Source organism: Xanthomonas sp. NCPPB 1754, assembly GCF_041475725.2.
GTDB classification, from domain to species: domain Bacteria; phylum Pseudomonadota; class Gammaproteobacteria; order Xanthomonadales; family Xanthomonadaceae; genus Xanthomonas; species Xanthomonas euvesicatoria.
The window spans coordinates 14226-27642 of sequence record NZ_CM192982.1 but is presented as its reverse complement, the minus strand read 5'-3'; the positions used below and the strand labels follow the sequence as shown (position 1 = coordinate 27642).

The 13417-nt window shown below is 66.8% G+C and carries 13 protein-coding genes; 8 read left to right on the top strand and 5 right to left on the bottom strand.

Features of this window, described 5'->3' with window-relative positions; translation table 11 throughout:
* The first annotated feature begins 32 nt into the window (after nucleotides 1-32).
* Both ACCQ15_RS00125 and ACCQ15_RS00120 read left to right on the top strand, forming a co-directional pair.
* Nucleotides 33-1331 (top strand): murein hydrolase activator EnvC family protein, encoded by a 1299-nt coding sequence (locus ACCQ15_RS00125; RefSeq protein ID WP_209261948.1) that lies wholly within the window; start codon nucleotides 33-35, stop codon nucleotides 1329-1331.
* A 104-nt stretch (nucleotides 1332-1435) separates the two neighbouring features.
* On the top strand, nucleotides 1436-2965 hold the full coding sequence (locus ACCQ15_RS00120) for a S41 family peptidase (protein ID WP_122272030.1): 1530 nt from the start codon (nucleotides 1436-1438) through the stop codon (nucleotides 2963-2965).
* Nucleotides 2966-3131: 166 nt separating this feature from the next.
* Here the strand turns inward: ACCQ15_RS00120 and ACCQ15_RS00115 are convergent, their stop codons facing one another.
* From ACCQ15_RS00115 to ACCQ15_RS00105, 3 genes are all read right to left on the bottom strand, one after another.
* Nucleotides 3132-4124 carry a D-2-hydroxyacid dehydrogenase family protein gene (locus ACCQ15_RS00115; RefSeq protein WP_011345784.1) on the bottom strand — a complete coding sequence of 331 codons (993 nt, stop codon included), beginning with the start codon at nucleotides 4122-4124 and terminating at the stop codon, nucleotides 3132-3134.
* Nucleotides 4124-4444: a DUF1820 family protein gene (locus ACCQ15_RS00110; RefSeq protein WP_008572943.1), complete on the bottom strand. Its 321-nt coding sequence runs from the start codon at nucleotides 4442-4444 to the stop codon at nucleotides 4124-4126. The genes ACCQ15_RS00115 and ACCQ15_RS00110 overlap by 1 nt, the downstream gene beginning before the upstream one ends.
* 108 nt (nucleotides 4445-4552) lie before the next feature.
* Nucleotides 4553-5257 (bottom strand): rhomboid family intramembrane serine protease, encoded by a 705-nt coding sequence (locus tag ACCQ15_RS00105; protein WP_372381069.1) that lies wholly within the window; start codon nucleotides 5255-5257, stop codon nucleotides 4553-4555.
* A gap of 218 nt (nucleotides 5258-5475) precedes the next feature.
* On the opposite strand from ACCQ15_RS00105, the gene ACCQ15_RS00100 reads away from it, so the two are divergent.
* From ACCQ15_RS00100 to ACCQ15_RS00090, 3 genes are all read left to right on the top strand, one after another.
* Nucleotides 5476-6816: an outer membrane protein transport protein gene (locus ACCQ15_RS00100; RefSeq protein WP_011345782.1), complete on the top strand. Its 1341-nt coding sequence runs from the start codon at nucleotides 5476-5478 to the stop codon at nucleotides 6814-6816.
* Nucleotides 6817-7088: 272 nt separating this feature from the next.
* Nucleotides 7089-7790, top strand: a complete 702-nt coding sequence (locus ACCQ15_RS00095; protein ID WP_372381068.1) for a 2OG-Fe(II) oxygenase family protein — start codon at nucleotides 7089-7091, stop codon at nucleotides 7788-7790.
* Between the two features lie 231 nt (nucleotides 7791-8021).
* Nucleotides 8022-9149 (top strand): PA0069 family radical SAM protein, encoded by a 1128-nt coding sequence (locus ACCQ15_RS00090; RefSeq protein ID WP_218491623.1) that lies wholly within the window; start codon nucleotides 8022-8024, stop codon nucleotides 9147-9149.
* Between the two features lie 117 nt (nucleotides 9150-9266).
* On the opposite strand, the gene ACCQ15_RS00085 is transcribed toward ACCQ15_RS00090, so the two are convergent.
* Together ACCQ15_RS00085 and ACCQ15_RS00080 are read right to left on the bottom strand one after the other, a co-directional pair.
* On the bottom strand, nucleotides 9267-9632 hold the full coding sequence (locus tag ACCQ15_RS00085; protein WP_003482184.1) for a DUF1330 domain-containing protein: 366 nt from the start codon (nucleotides 9630-9632) through the stop codon (nucleotides 9267-9269).
* A gap of 49 nt (nucleotides 9633-9681) precedes the next feature.
* Nucleotides 9682-10407 (bottom strand): helix-turn-helix transcriptional regulator, encoded by a 726-nt coding sequence (locus ACCQ15_RS00080; protein WP_136733096.1) that lies wholly within the window; start codon nucleotides 10405-10407, stop codon nucleotides 9682-9684.
* A 406-nt stretch (nucleotides 10408-10813) separates the two neighbouring features.
* On the opposite strand from ACCQ15_RS00080, the gene cls reads away from it, so the two are divergent.
* The 3 genes from cls to ACCQ15_RS00065 all read left to right on the top strand — a co-directional run bounded on the left by cls (nucleotide 10814) and on the right by ACCQ15_RS00065 (nucleotide 13394).
* Nucleotides 10814-12274, top strand: a complete 1461-nt coding sequence (cls, locus tag ACCQ15_RS00075) for a cardiolipin synthase (RefSeq protein WP_372381067.1) — start codon at nucleotides 10814-10816, stop codon at nucleotides 12272-12274.
* Nucleotides 12275-12349: 75 nt separating this feature from the next.
* Complete coding sequence (locus ACCQ15_RS00070) at nucleotides 12350-12619, top strand: hypothetical protein (RefSeq protein WP_008572960.1); 270 nt, start codon at nucleotides 12350-12352, stop codon at nucleotides 12617-12619.
* Nucleotides 12620-12626: 7 nt separating this feature from the next.
* Nucleotides 12627-13394, top strand: coding sequence for a pyridoxine 5'-phosphate synthase (locus ACCQ15_RS00065; protein WP_071117886.1), 768 nt, complete (start codon nucleotides 12627-12629; stop codon nucleotides 13392-13394).
* The last annotated feature ends 23 nt before the right edge of the window (nucleotides 13395-13417 follow it).

Here is a 13417-nt window from a genome sequence, read left to right as displayed (position 1 = left end):
CGCGCACCTGCCTGAAGTCACTGGATCTTTCGTTGCCCCCTTCGTCCGCACCGCTGCCGCGCCTGCCGCTCGCTCCCGCCACCGGCCGTGGGTGGATGTGGCTGGCGGCGGGTGTGCTGGCCTGCACGTTGCTGGGCAGCGTGGGCGCAAGCGCGCAGAGCCAGCGCGAGACCGAGCGCAAACTGCAGCAGCTGCGCGATGAGCTCAAGACCATCAGCGCCGATCGGCGCGAACTGGAAGGCAAACGCGGCACTGCTGCGCAACAGCTACGCCAGGCCGACGAGAAAGTGGCCAAGACCGCACGCGCCTTGAGCGAAACCGAAGCGGCGATGCGCGCGCAGGAACAGCATCTGTCCACCCTGCAGCAGGAACGCGCGCAGTTGCAGCGCGGCCTGCAGAGCCAGCGCACGCAGCTGGCGGCATTGTTGCGCGCTGCCGATCAGGTGGGCCGCAATGCACCGTTGAAGGTGCTGCTGTCGCAGGACACGGTGGGCGATGCCACGCGCATGCTGGCCGATCACCGCTATGTGCAAAACGCACGTGCGCAACGCATCCACGCCCTGACCACGCAACTGGATACCCTGGCGAAAGTGGAACAGGACATCGCCACCCGGCGCCAGGCGCTGGATGCCGCACGCGCGCAGCAGAAGGCGCAGGCGGCCACGCTGCAGAAGGACCGCTCGCAACAGGCGGCCACCGTCGCGCAGCTGGACGATCGCTACAAGCAGCGCGCCGAGCGCGAAAAGGCAATCGGCCAGGACGCCAAGGCGCTGGAACAACTGCTCGCCAATCTGCGCGCAGCGGCCGCCAAGGCCGAAGCCGAACGGCGCGCTGCCGCAAAACGCGCTGCCGCCGAAGCCGCCGCGCAGGCCAAACGCAGCAAAACCGAGCGTTCCGATCGCCCCGGCAAGACCCCGCCCAAGGTGGTCGCCAACGCACCGGCCCCCAAGGTCGGTGGGCTCAGCTGGCCAGTGGCGGGCAATCTGCTGGCGCGCTTCAACGCCACCTTGCCCGATGGCCACACCAGCAAGGGCGTGCTGATCGGCGCGCCCAAGGGCACCACCGTGACCGCAGTGGCCGATGGCACGGTGGTGTTTTCCGACTGGATGACCGGCTACGGCATGATCCTGATCGTGGACCACGGCAACGGCTACATGAGCCTGTACGCGCATAACGACACCTTGCTGCGCGATGCCGGCGCATCGATCAAACGTGGCGACGCGGTCGCCAAGGTCGGCAGTTCGGGCGGGCAGGGCGTGCCGGCGCTGTACTTCGAATTGCGACGCAACGGGCAGCCGGTGGATCCATCGAGCTGGCTGCAACGCCGCTGAGCGCCGCGCACCGCCCGCGATTCAACGCGGATTTACCGCTGCTTCGCGCATAATCCGGTCAGCTCCGCGCTGCGGGGCGCCTTATCTCTTTGTCGGAGTGCTTCATGCGCGTAGCCGTCCTGTCCGTTGCCCTGTCGCTGGCCCTGTTCGCGTCGCCTGGTTGGGCGCAGAAGGCCGGCCCCGCCGCCGCCCAGGCCAGCGCGGACGATCCGGAAGCCAATGAAGCCGCTGTTTCCAAGGTGCCGCTGGATGAGATCCGCCGTTTCGTGGCGGTCTACAACGCGGTCAAGCAGGCCTACGTCGACCCGGTCGAAGACAAGAAGCTGATGCACTCCGCCGTGCGCGGCCTGCTCTCGGACCTGGACCCGCACAGCACCTATTTCGACAAGGAAGATGCCGAAGCCTTCGACGAACAGGCCACCGGCGCCTACGACGGCATCGGCGTGGAATTGCTACAGCAGCAGGACAACACCCTCAAGGTGATCGCGCCGATCGACGACACCCCGGCCGCGCGCGCCGGCATCCGCGCCGGCGATGTGATCGTGGCCATCGACGGCAAGCCGATCGATGCCAGCAAGGCGATGGAGCCGCTGCGCGGCGAATCCGGCAGCAAGGTCGTGTTGACCATCATGCGCGACAAGACGCCCAAGCCGTTCGATGTGACCCTTCAGCGCGAAACCATCCGCGTGGCCAGCGTGCGCAGCAAGCTGCTGGAGCCGGGCTACGGCTACATCCGCATCAGCACCTTCCAGGCCGACACCGGTGCCGATTTCCAGAAGAACCTCAAGCAGCTGCAGGCCGGCGGCAAGTTGCGCGGGCTGGTGCTGGACCTGCGCAGCAACCCCGGCGGTCTGCTGACCTCGGCGGTGCAGGTGGCCGACGATCTGCTGGACAAGGGCAATATCGTCAGCACGCGCGGGCGCATCTCGATCAGCGATGCCAAGTTCGACGCCACTCCGGGCGATCTGCTGAGCGGCGCACCGGTCGTGGTGCTGGTGGATGCCGGTTCGGCCAGTGCGTCGGAAGTGCTGGCCGGCGCGCTGCGCGATAACAAGCGCGCACGCATCATCGGCAGTCGCACCTTCGGCAAGGGCTCGGTGCAGACCGTGCTGCCGCTGGATAACGGCGACTCGGTCAAGCTCACCACCGCGCGCTATTACACCCCCAGCGGCAAGTCGATCCAGGCCAGCGGCATCGTGCCGGACGTACTGCTCACCCCCGAACCGCAGCCCGGCGATGCCGATGTGCCGGCCAGCCTGACCGACTACAGCGAAGCCACCTTGCCGGGCCACCTGCGCGGCGACGACGAAGGCGAAGAGGGCTACAGCGCCGGCGACGTGCTGCCGGGCGACGGCCCGATCGCCGAAGCCCTGGCCGAACTCAAGCAACCCGGCTCCGTCGCCAAGGCGCAGGCTGCACGCAAAGCCAAGGCGCAGGCCGCGCAGAAGGCCAAGCCAGCCACGACCGGTGCCGATCCCAAGCCCGCCGCAGCCCGCCCGGCGACCACGGACAAGCCCACATCGGCCGAACCGGCAGGCAAGGCCAAGCCGGCCACTGCACCCGCAGCGCCAGCCGAACCGGTGCAGCCGGGGCCGCCAAAGGACACGCCAGCGTCCACCGAACCGGGCAACTAAGAGCGGCCCATGCAACGTCGTGGCCCGTCGTCAGGCGGGTTTGGTCGTCTCGCAGAGGATTGGTGTGGGAGTGGTGCATGCGGCACCCAACATCAATCGCCGCTCACCTGGCAGCAGCGCGCGCGGCTGGTCGGCTGCTTCCAGGCCGCGCTCACCCAGCGGGGAATCACACCCGCTGCGTTGTTGCCAACACCTCAGGATTGACCAGGTTGCGCGGTGTGCCCGCCGCGAACGCCAGCACGTTATCGAACGCCGCGGCGAAATACAGCGCGTAGCTGTCGCGCTCCACGTACCCCAGATGCGGTGTCGCCAGCACGCGCGCATGCCGCAGCAGCGGATCGCGCGGGTCCAGCACCGGCTCGTGCTCGAACACATCCAGCGCGGCCTGCGCCGGCCGGCCCGCGTCCAACGCAGCGAGCAGGGCGCCAGGGGCGATCAACTCGGCACGACTGGTGTTGACCAGCAACGCGTCGGCGCGCATGCGCGCCAGATCCTGTGCGGTGATGTCATGACGTGTCTGCGCAGTCAGGCGCCGATGCAGCGACAGCACGTCGCTGCGTTCGAACAGTTCCTCGCGGCTGCCCGCAACCGCGAACCCATCGCGCGCTGCCTGCGCACAGGATGCCGGCCCGCCCCACACCAGCACCTGCATGCCGAACGCGCGCCCGAAGCTGGCCACGCGTTGGCCAATCCGCCCATAACTCCAGATCCCCAGCGTGCGCCCATGCAGCACGCGGCCCAGGCCGGGATCGCCAAGCGCCTGCCAGCGTCCCTGCTGCAATGCATGCTGGTAGTCGGTCAGCCGACGGCTGGCCGACAGGATCAGCGCCCAGGTCAGCTCGGCCGGCGCCACCGGCGAGCCGACGCCTTCGGCCACCGCCACACCCGATGCGGTGCACGCCGCCACATCCACATGCGCGCCAACGCGCCCGGTCTGGCTGATCAGTTTCAACCGCGGCAGCCGTTGCAGCAGCGCCGCATCCACGCGCGTGCGTTCGCGGATCAATACCAATGCGTCGGCGTCGGCCAGAGATGCGGCACGCGCGTCGAGCTCCGCGCCCAACGCGCCCAGCACCTGCACCGGGTGGCCCTGCATCTGCTGCAGGCAGGGCAGCTGAGCGACGGCGCCCTGGTAGTCGTCGGGCACCACAATGCGCATCAGCGTGGCTTGATCGGCGAGGGGAACGGGGTGACCACCTTGTCGCCGGTGGTGGCATCGCGAATCACCGACTGGCCTTTTTTCTCCACTTCTTCGATCCGCACGATGCTCTGCATCGGCAGGTGCAAGGTCTTGGTATTGCCGAATTCCTCGCGCAGGCGTTCTTCGGTGGGGTCCACCACCAGCCCGTCGTGCACGTCGAACACCAGCTCGCCGATCTGGTTGAAGCCCCACAGATGGCTGCCGGTGACCTCACGCGCGTAGAGCTCGTACACCTTGCCGTGATTGAGGAAGGTGACTTTGTACAGAGACTTGGACATGCACACGATTATAGGCGCACGCCTGGACAGCGACGTGCGCGGCATCGTGCCGGTAACTCGGCCACGCATGGGGTGCGGCCTGCCGCTACAGCCCGGATGCTGCGCGGCTCAGAAACCGTGGCGCTTGCGCAGCCGCCGCGCGATTGCCGCGCGCACGTACAGGCCGTACACGATGCCGTACACGATGCCGAACACGAAGCCGGCGATGTGTGCCGACCACGCCACCATGCCGAACGCCGGGCCGATATAGGCGAACACCACCTGCAGCAGTGCCCAGGCGCCGATCAACAGCGGCGCCGGCACACGAATGAATTCCAGAAACACGCCCAGCGGCAGCACCACGCCCAGCTTGGCGCCCGGAAACAGCGCCAGGTACGTGCCGATCAACGCCGACACCGCACCCGAGGCGCCGATGATCACCCGGTCCGGCGTGCCGATGGCAAAGATCGCCGCCAGGTTGGAGGCCGCGCCGCCGACCAGAAACAGCAGCAACAACCGCCACGGGCCCAGGATGCGTTCGGCCGGCAGCCCGAAGATCAGCAGGAACACCAGGTTGCCGAGCAGATGCGACCAGTCCGCGTGCAGGAACAGCGCCGTGAACAGGCGCAGCACGCTGCCGTCGCGCAAGGTGGCCCACCAGTCGCCCAGATTGGAGACCCCGCTGGAGAGCGCGCCCCAGTCCAGCCACAACGTATTGCGCGCCTCGCCCGGCCGGCTGATCGACCACAGATACGCCAGCCACACCGTGGCGAACAGCAACGGCACTGCCCAGCGCGGGGTGGGTTTCTTGCGGGAAGGAAGAGAGACGAACATCGGACGGCGACAATAGCCGGTCCACGCTGCTGAACCCAGCCCTAACCTGACGGCACGTTCAGCGCGCGCCTCGTTATTGTTCGGTTAATCGTCATGGGTATACTGCGTACGGCGTCGTATGTCGGGGGGGGGTCTCCGGCGCGCTCCGGGCACTGGATTGGTGCTGGACGCGGGCGCTGAACCGACCATTGCAGTCCTTATCCGGAGAGCTACAACTTATGTCTACCGCTTCCACTCTCAGCCGCGCCACCCTGTTGGCCGTCGGTATCGCTGGCGTGCTGGCCGTTGGTCAGGCGCACGGCGCCGCGTTCCAGCTGAAGGAAAACAGCGCCAAGGGCCTTGGCCGCGCATTCGCAGGTTCGGGCAGCGCCCCGGATGATGCCTCCATCATCGCCAACAACCCGGCAGGCATGCGCCAGCTGGACGGTCGCCTGTTCCAGGCCGACGTCAGCGCCATCAGCTTCTCGGCCAAGTTCCAGCCCGACACCGCGGCCTACGCCAACGGCGCTCCGGTCTCCGGCGGCAACGGCGGCGACGCCGGCATGATCGCGCCGGTCCCGGCGATGTACTTCCACGTGCCGTTCGGCGAGAACGACAACATGCACCTGGGCACCTCGCTGACCGTGCCGTTCGGCTTCAAGACCGAATACGACCGCGACTGGGTCGGCCGCTACCACGGCACCAAGACCGAGCTGCAGGCGATCGACTTCAACGTCGCGTTCTCCTATGACGTGAACCCGTACGTGTCCTTCGGTGCCTCGGTGTTCGCCGAGCGTCTGGATATCGACCTGGCCAACGCCGTGGATTTCGGCAGCGTGCTGGCTGCGCGCCGCGTGCCGGGCTTCGCGCCGGGCAGCGCCGATGGCTACTCGCGCATCAAGGGCGACAGCACCGAAGTGGGCTTCACCCTGGGCGGCTTGTTCAGCATCGACGAGAACACCCACATCGGCTTCAGCTACCGCTCGCAGGTGGAACACAAGATCACCGACGGCACCGCCGACTTCACCGTGCCGGGCAGTGCTGCCGCCGTGCTGGGCGTAGCCGCGCCGGGTACCTTCGTCGACACCAAGGGCCGCGCCACCGTGAAGCTGCCGGCCAGCGCCACCGCCAGCTTCACGCATAACGTGAACGAGCAGTGGTCGATCATGGCCGACGTCACCCGCACCGCCTGGAGCAAGTTCGACCAGGTGACCGTGGACTTCGCCTCCAACCAGCCCGACAGCGTGCTGGACTTCTCCTACCGCGACACCACCTTCGCCTCGATCGGTGCCGACTACCGCATGAGCGACACGGTGACCCTGCGCGGCGGCCTGGCGTACGACCAGACCCCGACCACGGCCGAACACCGCGACGTGCGCGTGCCGGACGCGAGCCGCAAGTGGGTTTCGCTGGGCATGAGCTGGCGTCCGTCGGCGCAGACCGAGTACAACTTCGGCTACACCCACCTGTTCACCAGCGACCCGACCAGCGACACCCGCAGCGCCACCGGCGACCGTCTGGCCGGCAGCTACGACGTGAAGGGCGACGTGCTGGCCGCTTCGATCAACTACAAGTTCTGATCGCCGCAGCACGCGTTGCGTGACGAAAAACACCGCTTCGGCGGGGTTTTTCTTTGGCGCCTTGCATGCTCCACCCACGATACGGGCAACGGGCAACAAGCAACAAGCAAAGCAGGCAGGACACATCGCCTCGGCACCGCGCTTGCCCACCGTGTGCGGTGGCGCCACCTGGCCACGCACGGGTGATCCCGACAACCTCGCGTGCTGATCCCCCGGCACGCACCGCCTGTCGCACGCTGCAGCCGGCGCGCCGGATTGCTATGGTCAGGCGCATGAGCCAACCCGACTTCATCCAGATCACCGACAACGCCATCGCGCGCGAAGAGTGCGCGGCCATCGTGCACCGCATGCGCCAGAGCCAGCAGCTGCATCCCGGCCGCATCGGTGGCGGCGTCTTTCCCGACCTCAAACACAGCCGCGACCTGCGCATCAGTGGGATGGCCGAGTGGGCGGAAGTGGAAAACCGCCTGCAACAGGCCGTGTTCGATGGCGTGCTCACGTATCTGCGGCAGTATCCGCAGGCGTTGATTTCACCGCTGATGCTGCAGGTCACCACCGCCGATGGCACAGCGCATCGCCTGGTGGCCGAGGATATCGTGCAGATGAGCGACCAGGCGCTGGGCGATCTGGCACGCACCTGCCTGCGCCCGGGTGCGATCAATCTGCAGTGGTATACCGCCGACCAGGGCGGCTACCCGTACTGGCATTGCGAGCTGTATCCGCGCGATGCCAATGCCGACACGCTGCATCGGCATCTGCTGTGGACGCTGTATCTCAACGAGGAATTCGAGCAGGGCGAAACCGAATTCCTGTTCCAGCAACGCAAGGCGCGCCCACGCACCGGCAGCCTGCTGATCGCTCCCACCGCCTTCACCCACACCCACCGCGGCAACCGCCCGCTCGGCGGCGACAAGTTCATTGCCACCAGCTGGATTCTGTTTCAGTCGGCGCAGGCGCTTTACGGCGGGGAATAGGGAATCGGGAATCGGGAATGGGGAATCGCAACGGCGGCGCTTTCTGCTGTTGCTGTTGCTGTTGCTGTTGCTGTTGCTGTTGCTGTTGCTGTTGCTTTCCCGTTTCCCGTTTCCCGATTCTCCATTCTCCAGCTGCGACTGCGCCCTGCACTGCGTCGTAGCGGTTGTGCTCGTTCCTCGGACCGGTGCACGTCGCTTGCACCAGGCTTCGTTAGTAAGAATACTAACGGCATGCAGAAGAACTCTTTCCCTGGCGCGAGCGCGGCAGCTGAGCGCGATGTCCGCAGCTCGCGTACGGTCATCAAGGGGCGCGGCACCACCGCCTACGTGCCCGGCCGCTTCGCGGTCACCACCGCCGTCGAGATAGACGATGGCTGGGGCGCGCTCGATGCCGACGGCGAGGCCGCCATGCGTCCCAAGACCGTGGTGGCCGAGGAAATCGCGCGCAGCATCATCAGCCGCAACAACTCGCCCGACATCGGCTTCTCGCAGTCGGTGAACCCGTACCGGGGATGTGAGCACGGCTGCGTGTACTGCTTTGCCAGGCCCTCGCACGCGTATCTGGATCTGTCGCCAGGGCTGGATTTCGAAACGCGGATCTTCGCCAAGCCGAATGCGGCAGCGCTGCTGCGCGCAGAGATCGCACGCCCGTCCTACCAGTGCTCGCCGATCGCGTTGGGGATCAATACCGACGCCTACCAGCCCACCGAGCGGCGCCTGCACATTTCCCGTCAATGCCTGCAAGTGCTTGCGCAGGCCCGTCACCCGGTCAGCTTCGTGACCAAGGCAGCGTTGATCGAACGCGACATCGATGTGCTGGCCGAGATGGCGCAGCACAACCTGGTGTCGGTGTATTTCTCGGTCACCACGCTCGACAATCGCCTCGCGGCCAAGATGGAGCCGCGCGCCGCCGCGCCGCACGCGCGACTGCGCGCGATGCAGGCGCTGCACGCTGCCGGCGTACCGGTGGGCGTGCTGGTCGCTCCGGTCATCCCGATGATCAACGACAAGGAACTGGAGCGCATCCTGGACGCAGCCGCAGCCCACGGCGCACGTTCGGCCGGCTACGTGTTGCTGCGCCTGCCGCACGAGCTCACCCAGTTATGGCGCGAGTGGCTCGAGCTGCACTATCCCGATCGTGCCAAGCATGTCATGAGCCTGATCCAGCAGATGCGCGGCGGCAAGGACTACGACAGCCGCTTCGGCAAGCGCATGGTCGGCGAAGGCCCGTTTGCAGAACTGATCGCGCAGCGGTTTTCCATCGCGTATCGGCGCCTTGGATTCGGGCGGCTGCCCAGGCTCGATACCACGCAGTTCCGTCCACCCAGACCGGACACGCCGCAGCTGGACTTGTTTTGATCCTGTCGGGTCCACGCTGCCTGCAGTGGCCTTGGCCCCGACGCGCAGGCAACGCGTTCGGCAGCAGGACCAATGCGCCAGCGCCGGCAAACGTGCTGCAACGCGTCCAGCAGAGGGCTACAGCGTGATGCCGTGGAAGGGTTGCAGCACGATCTCGGCAATTGCCGAACGTCCCACCTCGAAGGCGTGCTGATACTCCGCATCGGCAATCATCTGCTTGAAGGCGGATCGACCCGGATACTGCACCAGCGTGACCGCATCCCACGGCTGTGCCTGGCCTGCGGTCAGCACCGGCAGGCCATCGCCACTGAAGACAATGTGCGCGCCGAACCGGGCCAGGATGGGCGTGGCCAACCGTAGATACTGGTGATAGCGCTCGCGGCCACCATCGGCCTGGAAGCGAATCAGGTTCAACATGACGATTGCCGAGGTGTCCTCGTCATCCAGGAACGCACCGAGCGCATCGGGTAAAAACGCAACCATGTCAGTCTCCTTGGTCTGGCTTCCTCGCAGTGGAAGCGGCCAACACACGCTAGCGTTGCGGCCTGTCAGAAACTGTCAGTAGCGAACGCCAGTCGCGGTCCTGCTGTCGCCATTGCTTCACCAACGCCTGGCGCGAGTGCGGGTAACGCGTTTGCAGCAGTGCCCGCACCTGCAACCGATCGACACGAAAATGCCGGAACGCGCAGCGGCGCTCGCACCAGGCCGCCAGGACGCGTACGTCGTCGAAATACACCAGGGCGATCGGCCAGACGATGCGCTCGGAGGGCGTGTCGTGCGCATCGACATAGCCGATCGCCAGTTTGCATTGCCGCCGAATGGCCTCGCGCAACACGGCGGTCTGCGGATGATCGACCGACTCGGATGTGGAAGCGGCGGTCAGAATCGCCGCTGGCGCCATGTCTGTGCCGGCGCCATCGCCGTGCCTTCTGGCAGACAAGATCTTCGCCAGGGCGCTTTCACCACATCTGGCCAAGGCAGGATCGGCGCGTTGTTTGACCCAATCCAGGCCCAGCATGACCGCATCCAGTTCCTCCTGCGAAAACGCCAGCGATGGCAGGAAGAATCCCGGCTTCAGGTAATAGCCAACGCCGGCTTGGCCCTCCAACGGCGCACCGAGCGCGCGCAAGGTGTCGATATCCCGGTAGACGCTTCGCTGCGATACCCCCAACTCGGACGCCAGCGCAGCTGCCGACACCGGCCGTCTGTGCGCGCGCAGCAGGCCAAGCAGTTCAAACAGGCGGGTTGTCCTGGACATCCATCAGCCTTCGCGCGACAGCCTTGCATTCCGGCGCTCATCCTAGAGCGTGTCATGTACTTTGAGGTGAGTGCGAAGCGTCCTATGGCGCGTGGAGACACCGCGTGCGCTGCGGCCCAGGCTTGCCGCCTGGGCACGGCGCGCAGCGCGGTATCGGCGCCCCACACGGCGCTTCCCCGGCAGGTTGGCCGCCAGCGCTGCAGTGCGCTCTGGCGAATGCCATCCAGGGCTGGAAGCGCCCGGGCACGCGACCGACGCCTGCAGAACGGGCAGGTCTTGCCGGCTCGAGGGCACCGGCGCGTGCAGGCCGGTATCGGCAGCGTTTGCGTGACGCCGCCGCCATCGCCACTTCGCTCACGCGGGCAGTGATCATCGCAACACCGCATGCGCCCCGTAGAATCCGCGCATGCTCGCACTTGCACAGGGCGCGTGGGAGTGGCTGGCCACCATTCCCCACCTCGAAGCGCTCCTCCTGGCCGCCTATGTGGTGTATCTGCTGTGGATCGCCGGCTGGATCGTGCTGCAGAAGCGCGAACCGGTGGCCACGCTGAGCTGGGTGTTGTCGCTGGCGGCGCTGCCGTACCTGGGGCTGCTGATCTACTACTGGCTGGGCCCGCAAAAGGTCAAACGGCAGCGGCTGCGGCGCGGGCGCTCGCGCTCGGGCATGGAGAGCTACAGCAGCGTCTGCCCGCCGGATGCCGACTGTACCGAGCTGGCCAAGATCGCCCAGTCCACCACCGGGCTGGCGCCCAGCAGCGCCACCGAAGTGCACTGGCTGGTGGATGGCGCTGCCACGTATGCCGCCATCATCGAAGCGATCCGGGGCGCACGCGACCATATCCATCTGGAGTACTACATCTTCCAGCCCGACCACAGCGGTACCGCGATCTGCGCTGCGCTGATGGAACGTGCCCGTGCCGGAGTCAAGGTGCGGCTGCTGATGGATGCGATCGGCTCATCGGCAATGACCCGACGCGCACTGCGCACGCTGCGCGAGGCCGGGGTGGAAACCGCCTGGTTCCATCCCTCGCAATTGCTCAAGCCATTCAAGCGGCCGTGGTTGAACCTGCGCACCCACCGCAAGGTGATCGTCATCGATGGCCGCGTGGGTTTCACCGGCGGCATCAACGTCACCGACGACGAGAACGAACAGGTGCGCAAGCAGGCGTATCGCGATCTGCACGTGCGCCTGCAAGGCCATGTGGTGCGCAGTCTGCAGCTGGTGTTCCTGGAGGACTGGCTCTATGCCACCGGCCAGGGCCGCGCGGCCTTCCACGGCCAGCAGCTGTGGCCGGACGATGTGCCCACCCGCGCGCAAGGCACGGTGGATGCGCAGGTGCTGGTGTCCGGGCCGGATTCGTCGTGGGAAGCGATCCACCGCCTGATGGTCGCCGCCATCCATGAAGCCAAGCACCGCGTGTGGCTGGTCACTCCGTACTTCGTGCCCGGCGAAGCAGCGCGCATGGCGCTGACCTCGGCCGCGCTCGGCGGGCTGGACGTGCGCCTGCTGGTGCCGCGGGTCAGCGATTCGCGCCTGGTCACCTACGCGGCACGCTCGTATTTCGACGAGTTGCTGGAAGCCGGTGTCCGCATCTACGAGTACGGCCCGCGCATGCTGCACACCAAGGCGCTGCTGGCCGACGACGATGTCTGCATCGTCGGCAGCGCCAATTTCGACAGCCGCAGCTTCCGGCTGAATTTCGAGTTGTCGATGCTGTTCCGCGACCAGGCGGTGGCGGCAGAGATGGCCGGGCTGATCGGCACCGATCTGCAGCAGGCGCAGGAGGTGCAATTCGCGCGGCATCGGCCGTTATGGCGCTCGCGCCTGCCGGAGGCCTTCGCCCGGCTGTTGTCGCCGCTGCTCTGACCAACGGTGAGGCGCCCACGTGGAACCGCGCCGGGCGCGGCGCTACACTGCCGCCACTCAACGGGGGAGCGCGTCATGCACTGGCTGTTTCTGCTTATGGCACTGGGTGCGCTGGTGCTGGCTTTCAGCACGCCGCACGTGTGGTTGCTGGTGGTCTCGCTGCTGGTGGCGTTGGTGCTGCTGCTGTTGTGGACGCGCGGTTGGTTCGCCTCGCGCATGGGCGACACCCAACGCGATACCAGCAGCATGATCGATCCGGCCGAGCTGCGCCGCCTGCGCGAGCTGGCAGAAGCACGCAAGTCGGCCGCCCTGGCCGCCGCACGTGACAGCGAACCGCAGGCCTGATCACCGCATGACCACCCAGCTCAGCGTCAACGTCAACAAGATTGCAGTCCTGCGCAACTCGCGCGGCGGCACCGACCCGGACGTGGTGCAGGCCGCACGCGCCTGCATTGCCGCCGGCGCACACGGCATCACCGTGCATCCGCGCCCGGACCAGCGGCATATCCGCGCCGACGACGTGCTGGCGCTCAGTGCGCTCACGCGTGCGCAGGCGGTGGAATTCAATATCGAAGGCAACCCCTTCGCGCCGCCGCGCACAGGCTACCCGGGGTTGCTGGAATTGTGCCGTGCCACGCGCCCGCAGCAGATCACTCTGGTGCCGGACGGCGACGGGCAGCTGACCTCCGATCACGGTTTCGATTTTGCGCAGGACACCGCGCAGCTCGCCGAGCTGATCACCGCGTTCAAGCAGCTGGGCAGCCGGGTCAGCCTGTTCGTCGATGCGGGTAACCCGGACATCGCCCGCGCAGCCGCGCTCGGTGCGGACCGTATCGAGTTGTACACCGGCCCCTATGCGCACGCGCACGCCAGCGGCCAGGCCGATGCCACGTTGGCGCTGTTCGCCGATGCCGCGCAGCGCGCCAGTGCCGCAGGCCTGGGCATCAATGCCGGGCACGATTTGTCGCAAGCCAACCTGGGCGATTTTCTCGCCGCTGTGCCGGGGGTGCTGGAAGTATCCATCGGCCACGCCTTGATCAGCGAGGCCTTGTACCAGGGATTGGATGCAAGCGTGCGCGCGTACGTCGGCATCCTGCGTGGCAGCAACGTTGGCGCTTGAGTCCATCGGTAAATGATCGATGC

Bases quoted from the DNA above. Each gene is read 5' to 3' on its own strand.
- ACCQ15_RS00120 (WP_122272030.1), top strand. From the start codon at position 1,436: ATGCGCGTAGCCGTCCTGTCCGTTGCCCTGTCGCTGGCCCTGTTCGCG.
- ACCQ15_RS00115 (WP_011345784.1), bottom strand. From the start codon at position 4,124: ATGCGCATTGTGGTGCCCGACGACTACCAGGGCGCCGTCGCTCAGCTG.
- ACCQ15_RS00090 (WP_218491623.1), top strand. From the start codon at position 8,022: ATGCAGAAGAACTCTTTCCCTGGCGCGAGCGCGGCAGCTGAGCGCGAT.
- ACCQ15_RS00110 (WP_008572943.1), bottom strand. From the start codon at position 4,444: ATGTCCAAGTCTCTGTACAAAGTCACCTTCCTCAATCACGGCAAGGTG.
- ACCQ15_RS00095 (WP_372381068.1), top strand. From the start codon at position 7,089: ATGAGCCAACCCGACTTCATCCAGATCACCGACAACGCCATCGCGCGC.
- ACCQ15_RS00065 (WP_071117886.1), top strand. From the start codon at position 12,627: ATGACCACCCAGCTCAGCGTCAACGTCAACAAGATTGCAGTCCTGCGC.
- cls (WP_372381067.1), top strand. From the start codon at position 10,814: ATGCTCGCACTTGCACAGGGCGCGTGGGAGTGGCTGGCCACCATTCCC.
- ACCQ15_RS00105 (WP_372381069.1), bottom strand. From the start codon at position 5,257: ATGTTCGTCTCTCTTCCTTCCCGCAAGAAACCCACCCCGCGCTGGGCA.
- ACCQ15_RS00080 (WP_136733096.1), bottom strand. From the start codon at position 10,407: ATGTCCAGGACAACCCGCCTGTTTGAACTGCTTGGCCTGCTGCGCGCG.
- ACCQ15_RS00085 (WP_003482184.1), bottom strand. From the start codon at position 9,632: ATGGTTGCGTTTTTACCCGATGCGCTCGGTGCGTTCCTGGATGACGAG.
- ACCQ15_RS00100 (WP_011345782.1), top strand. From the start codon at position 5,476: ATGTCTACCGCTTCCACTCTCAGCCGCGCCACCCTGTTGGCCGTCGGT.
- ACCQ15_RS00070 (WP_008572960.1), top strand. From the start codon at position 12,350: ATGCACTGGCTGTTTCTGCTTATGGCACTGGGTGCGCTGGTGCTGGCT.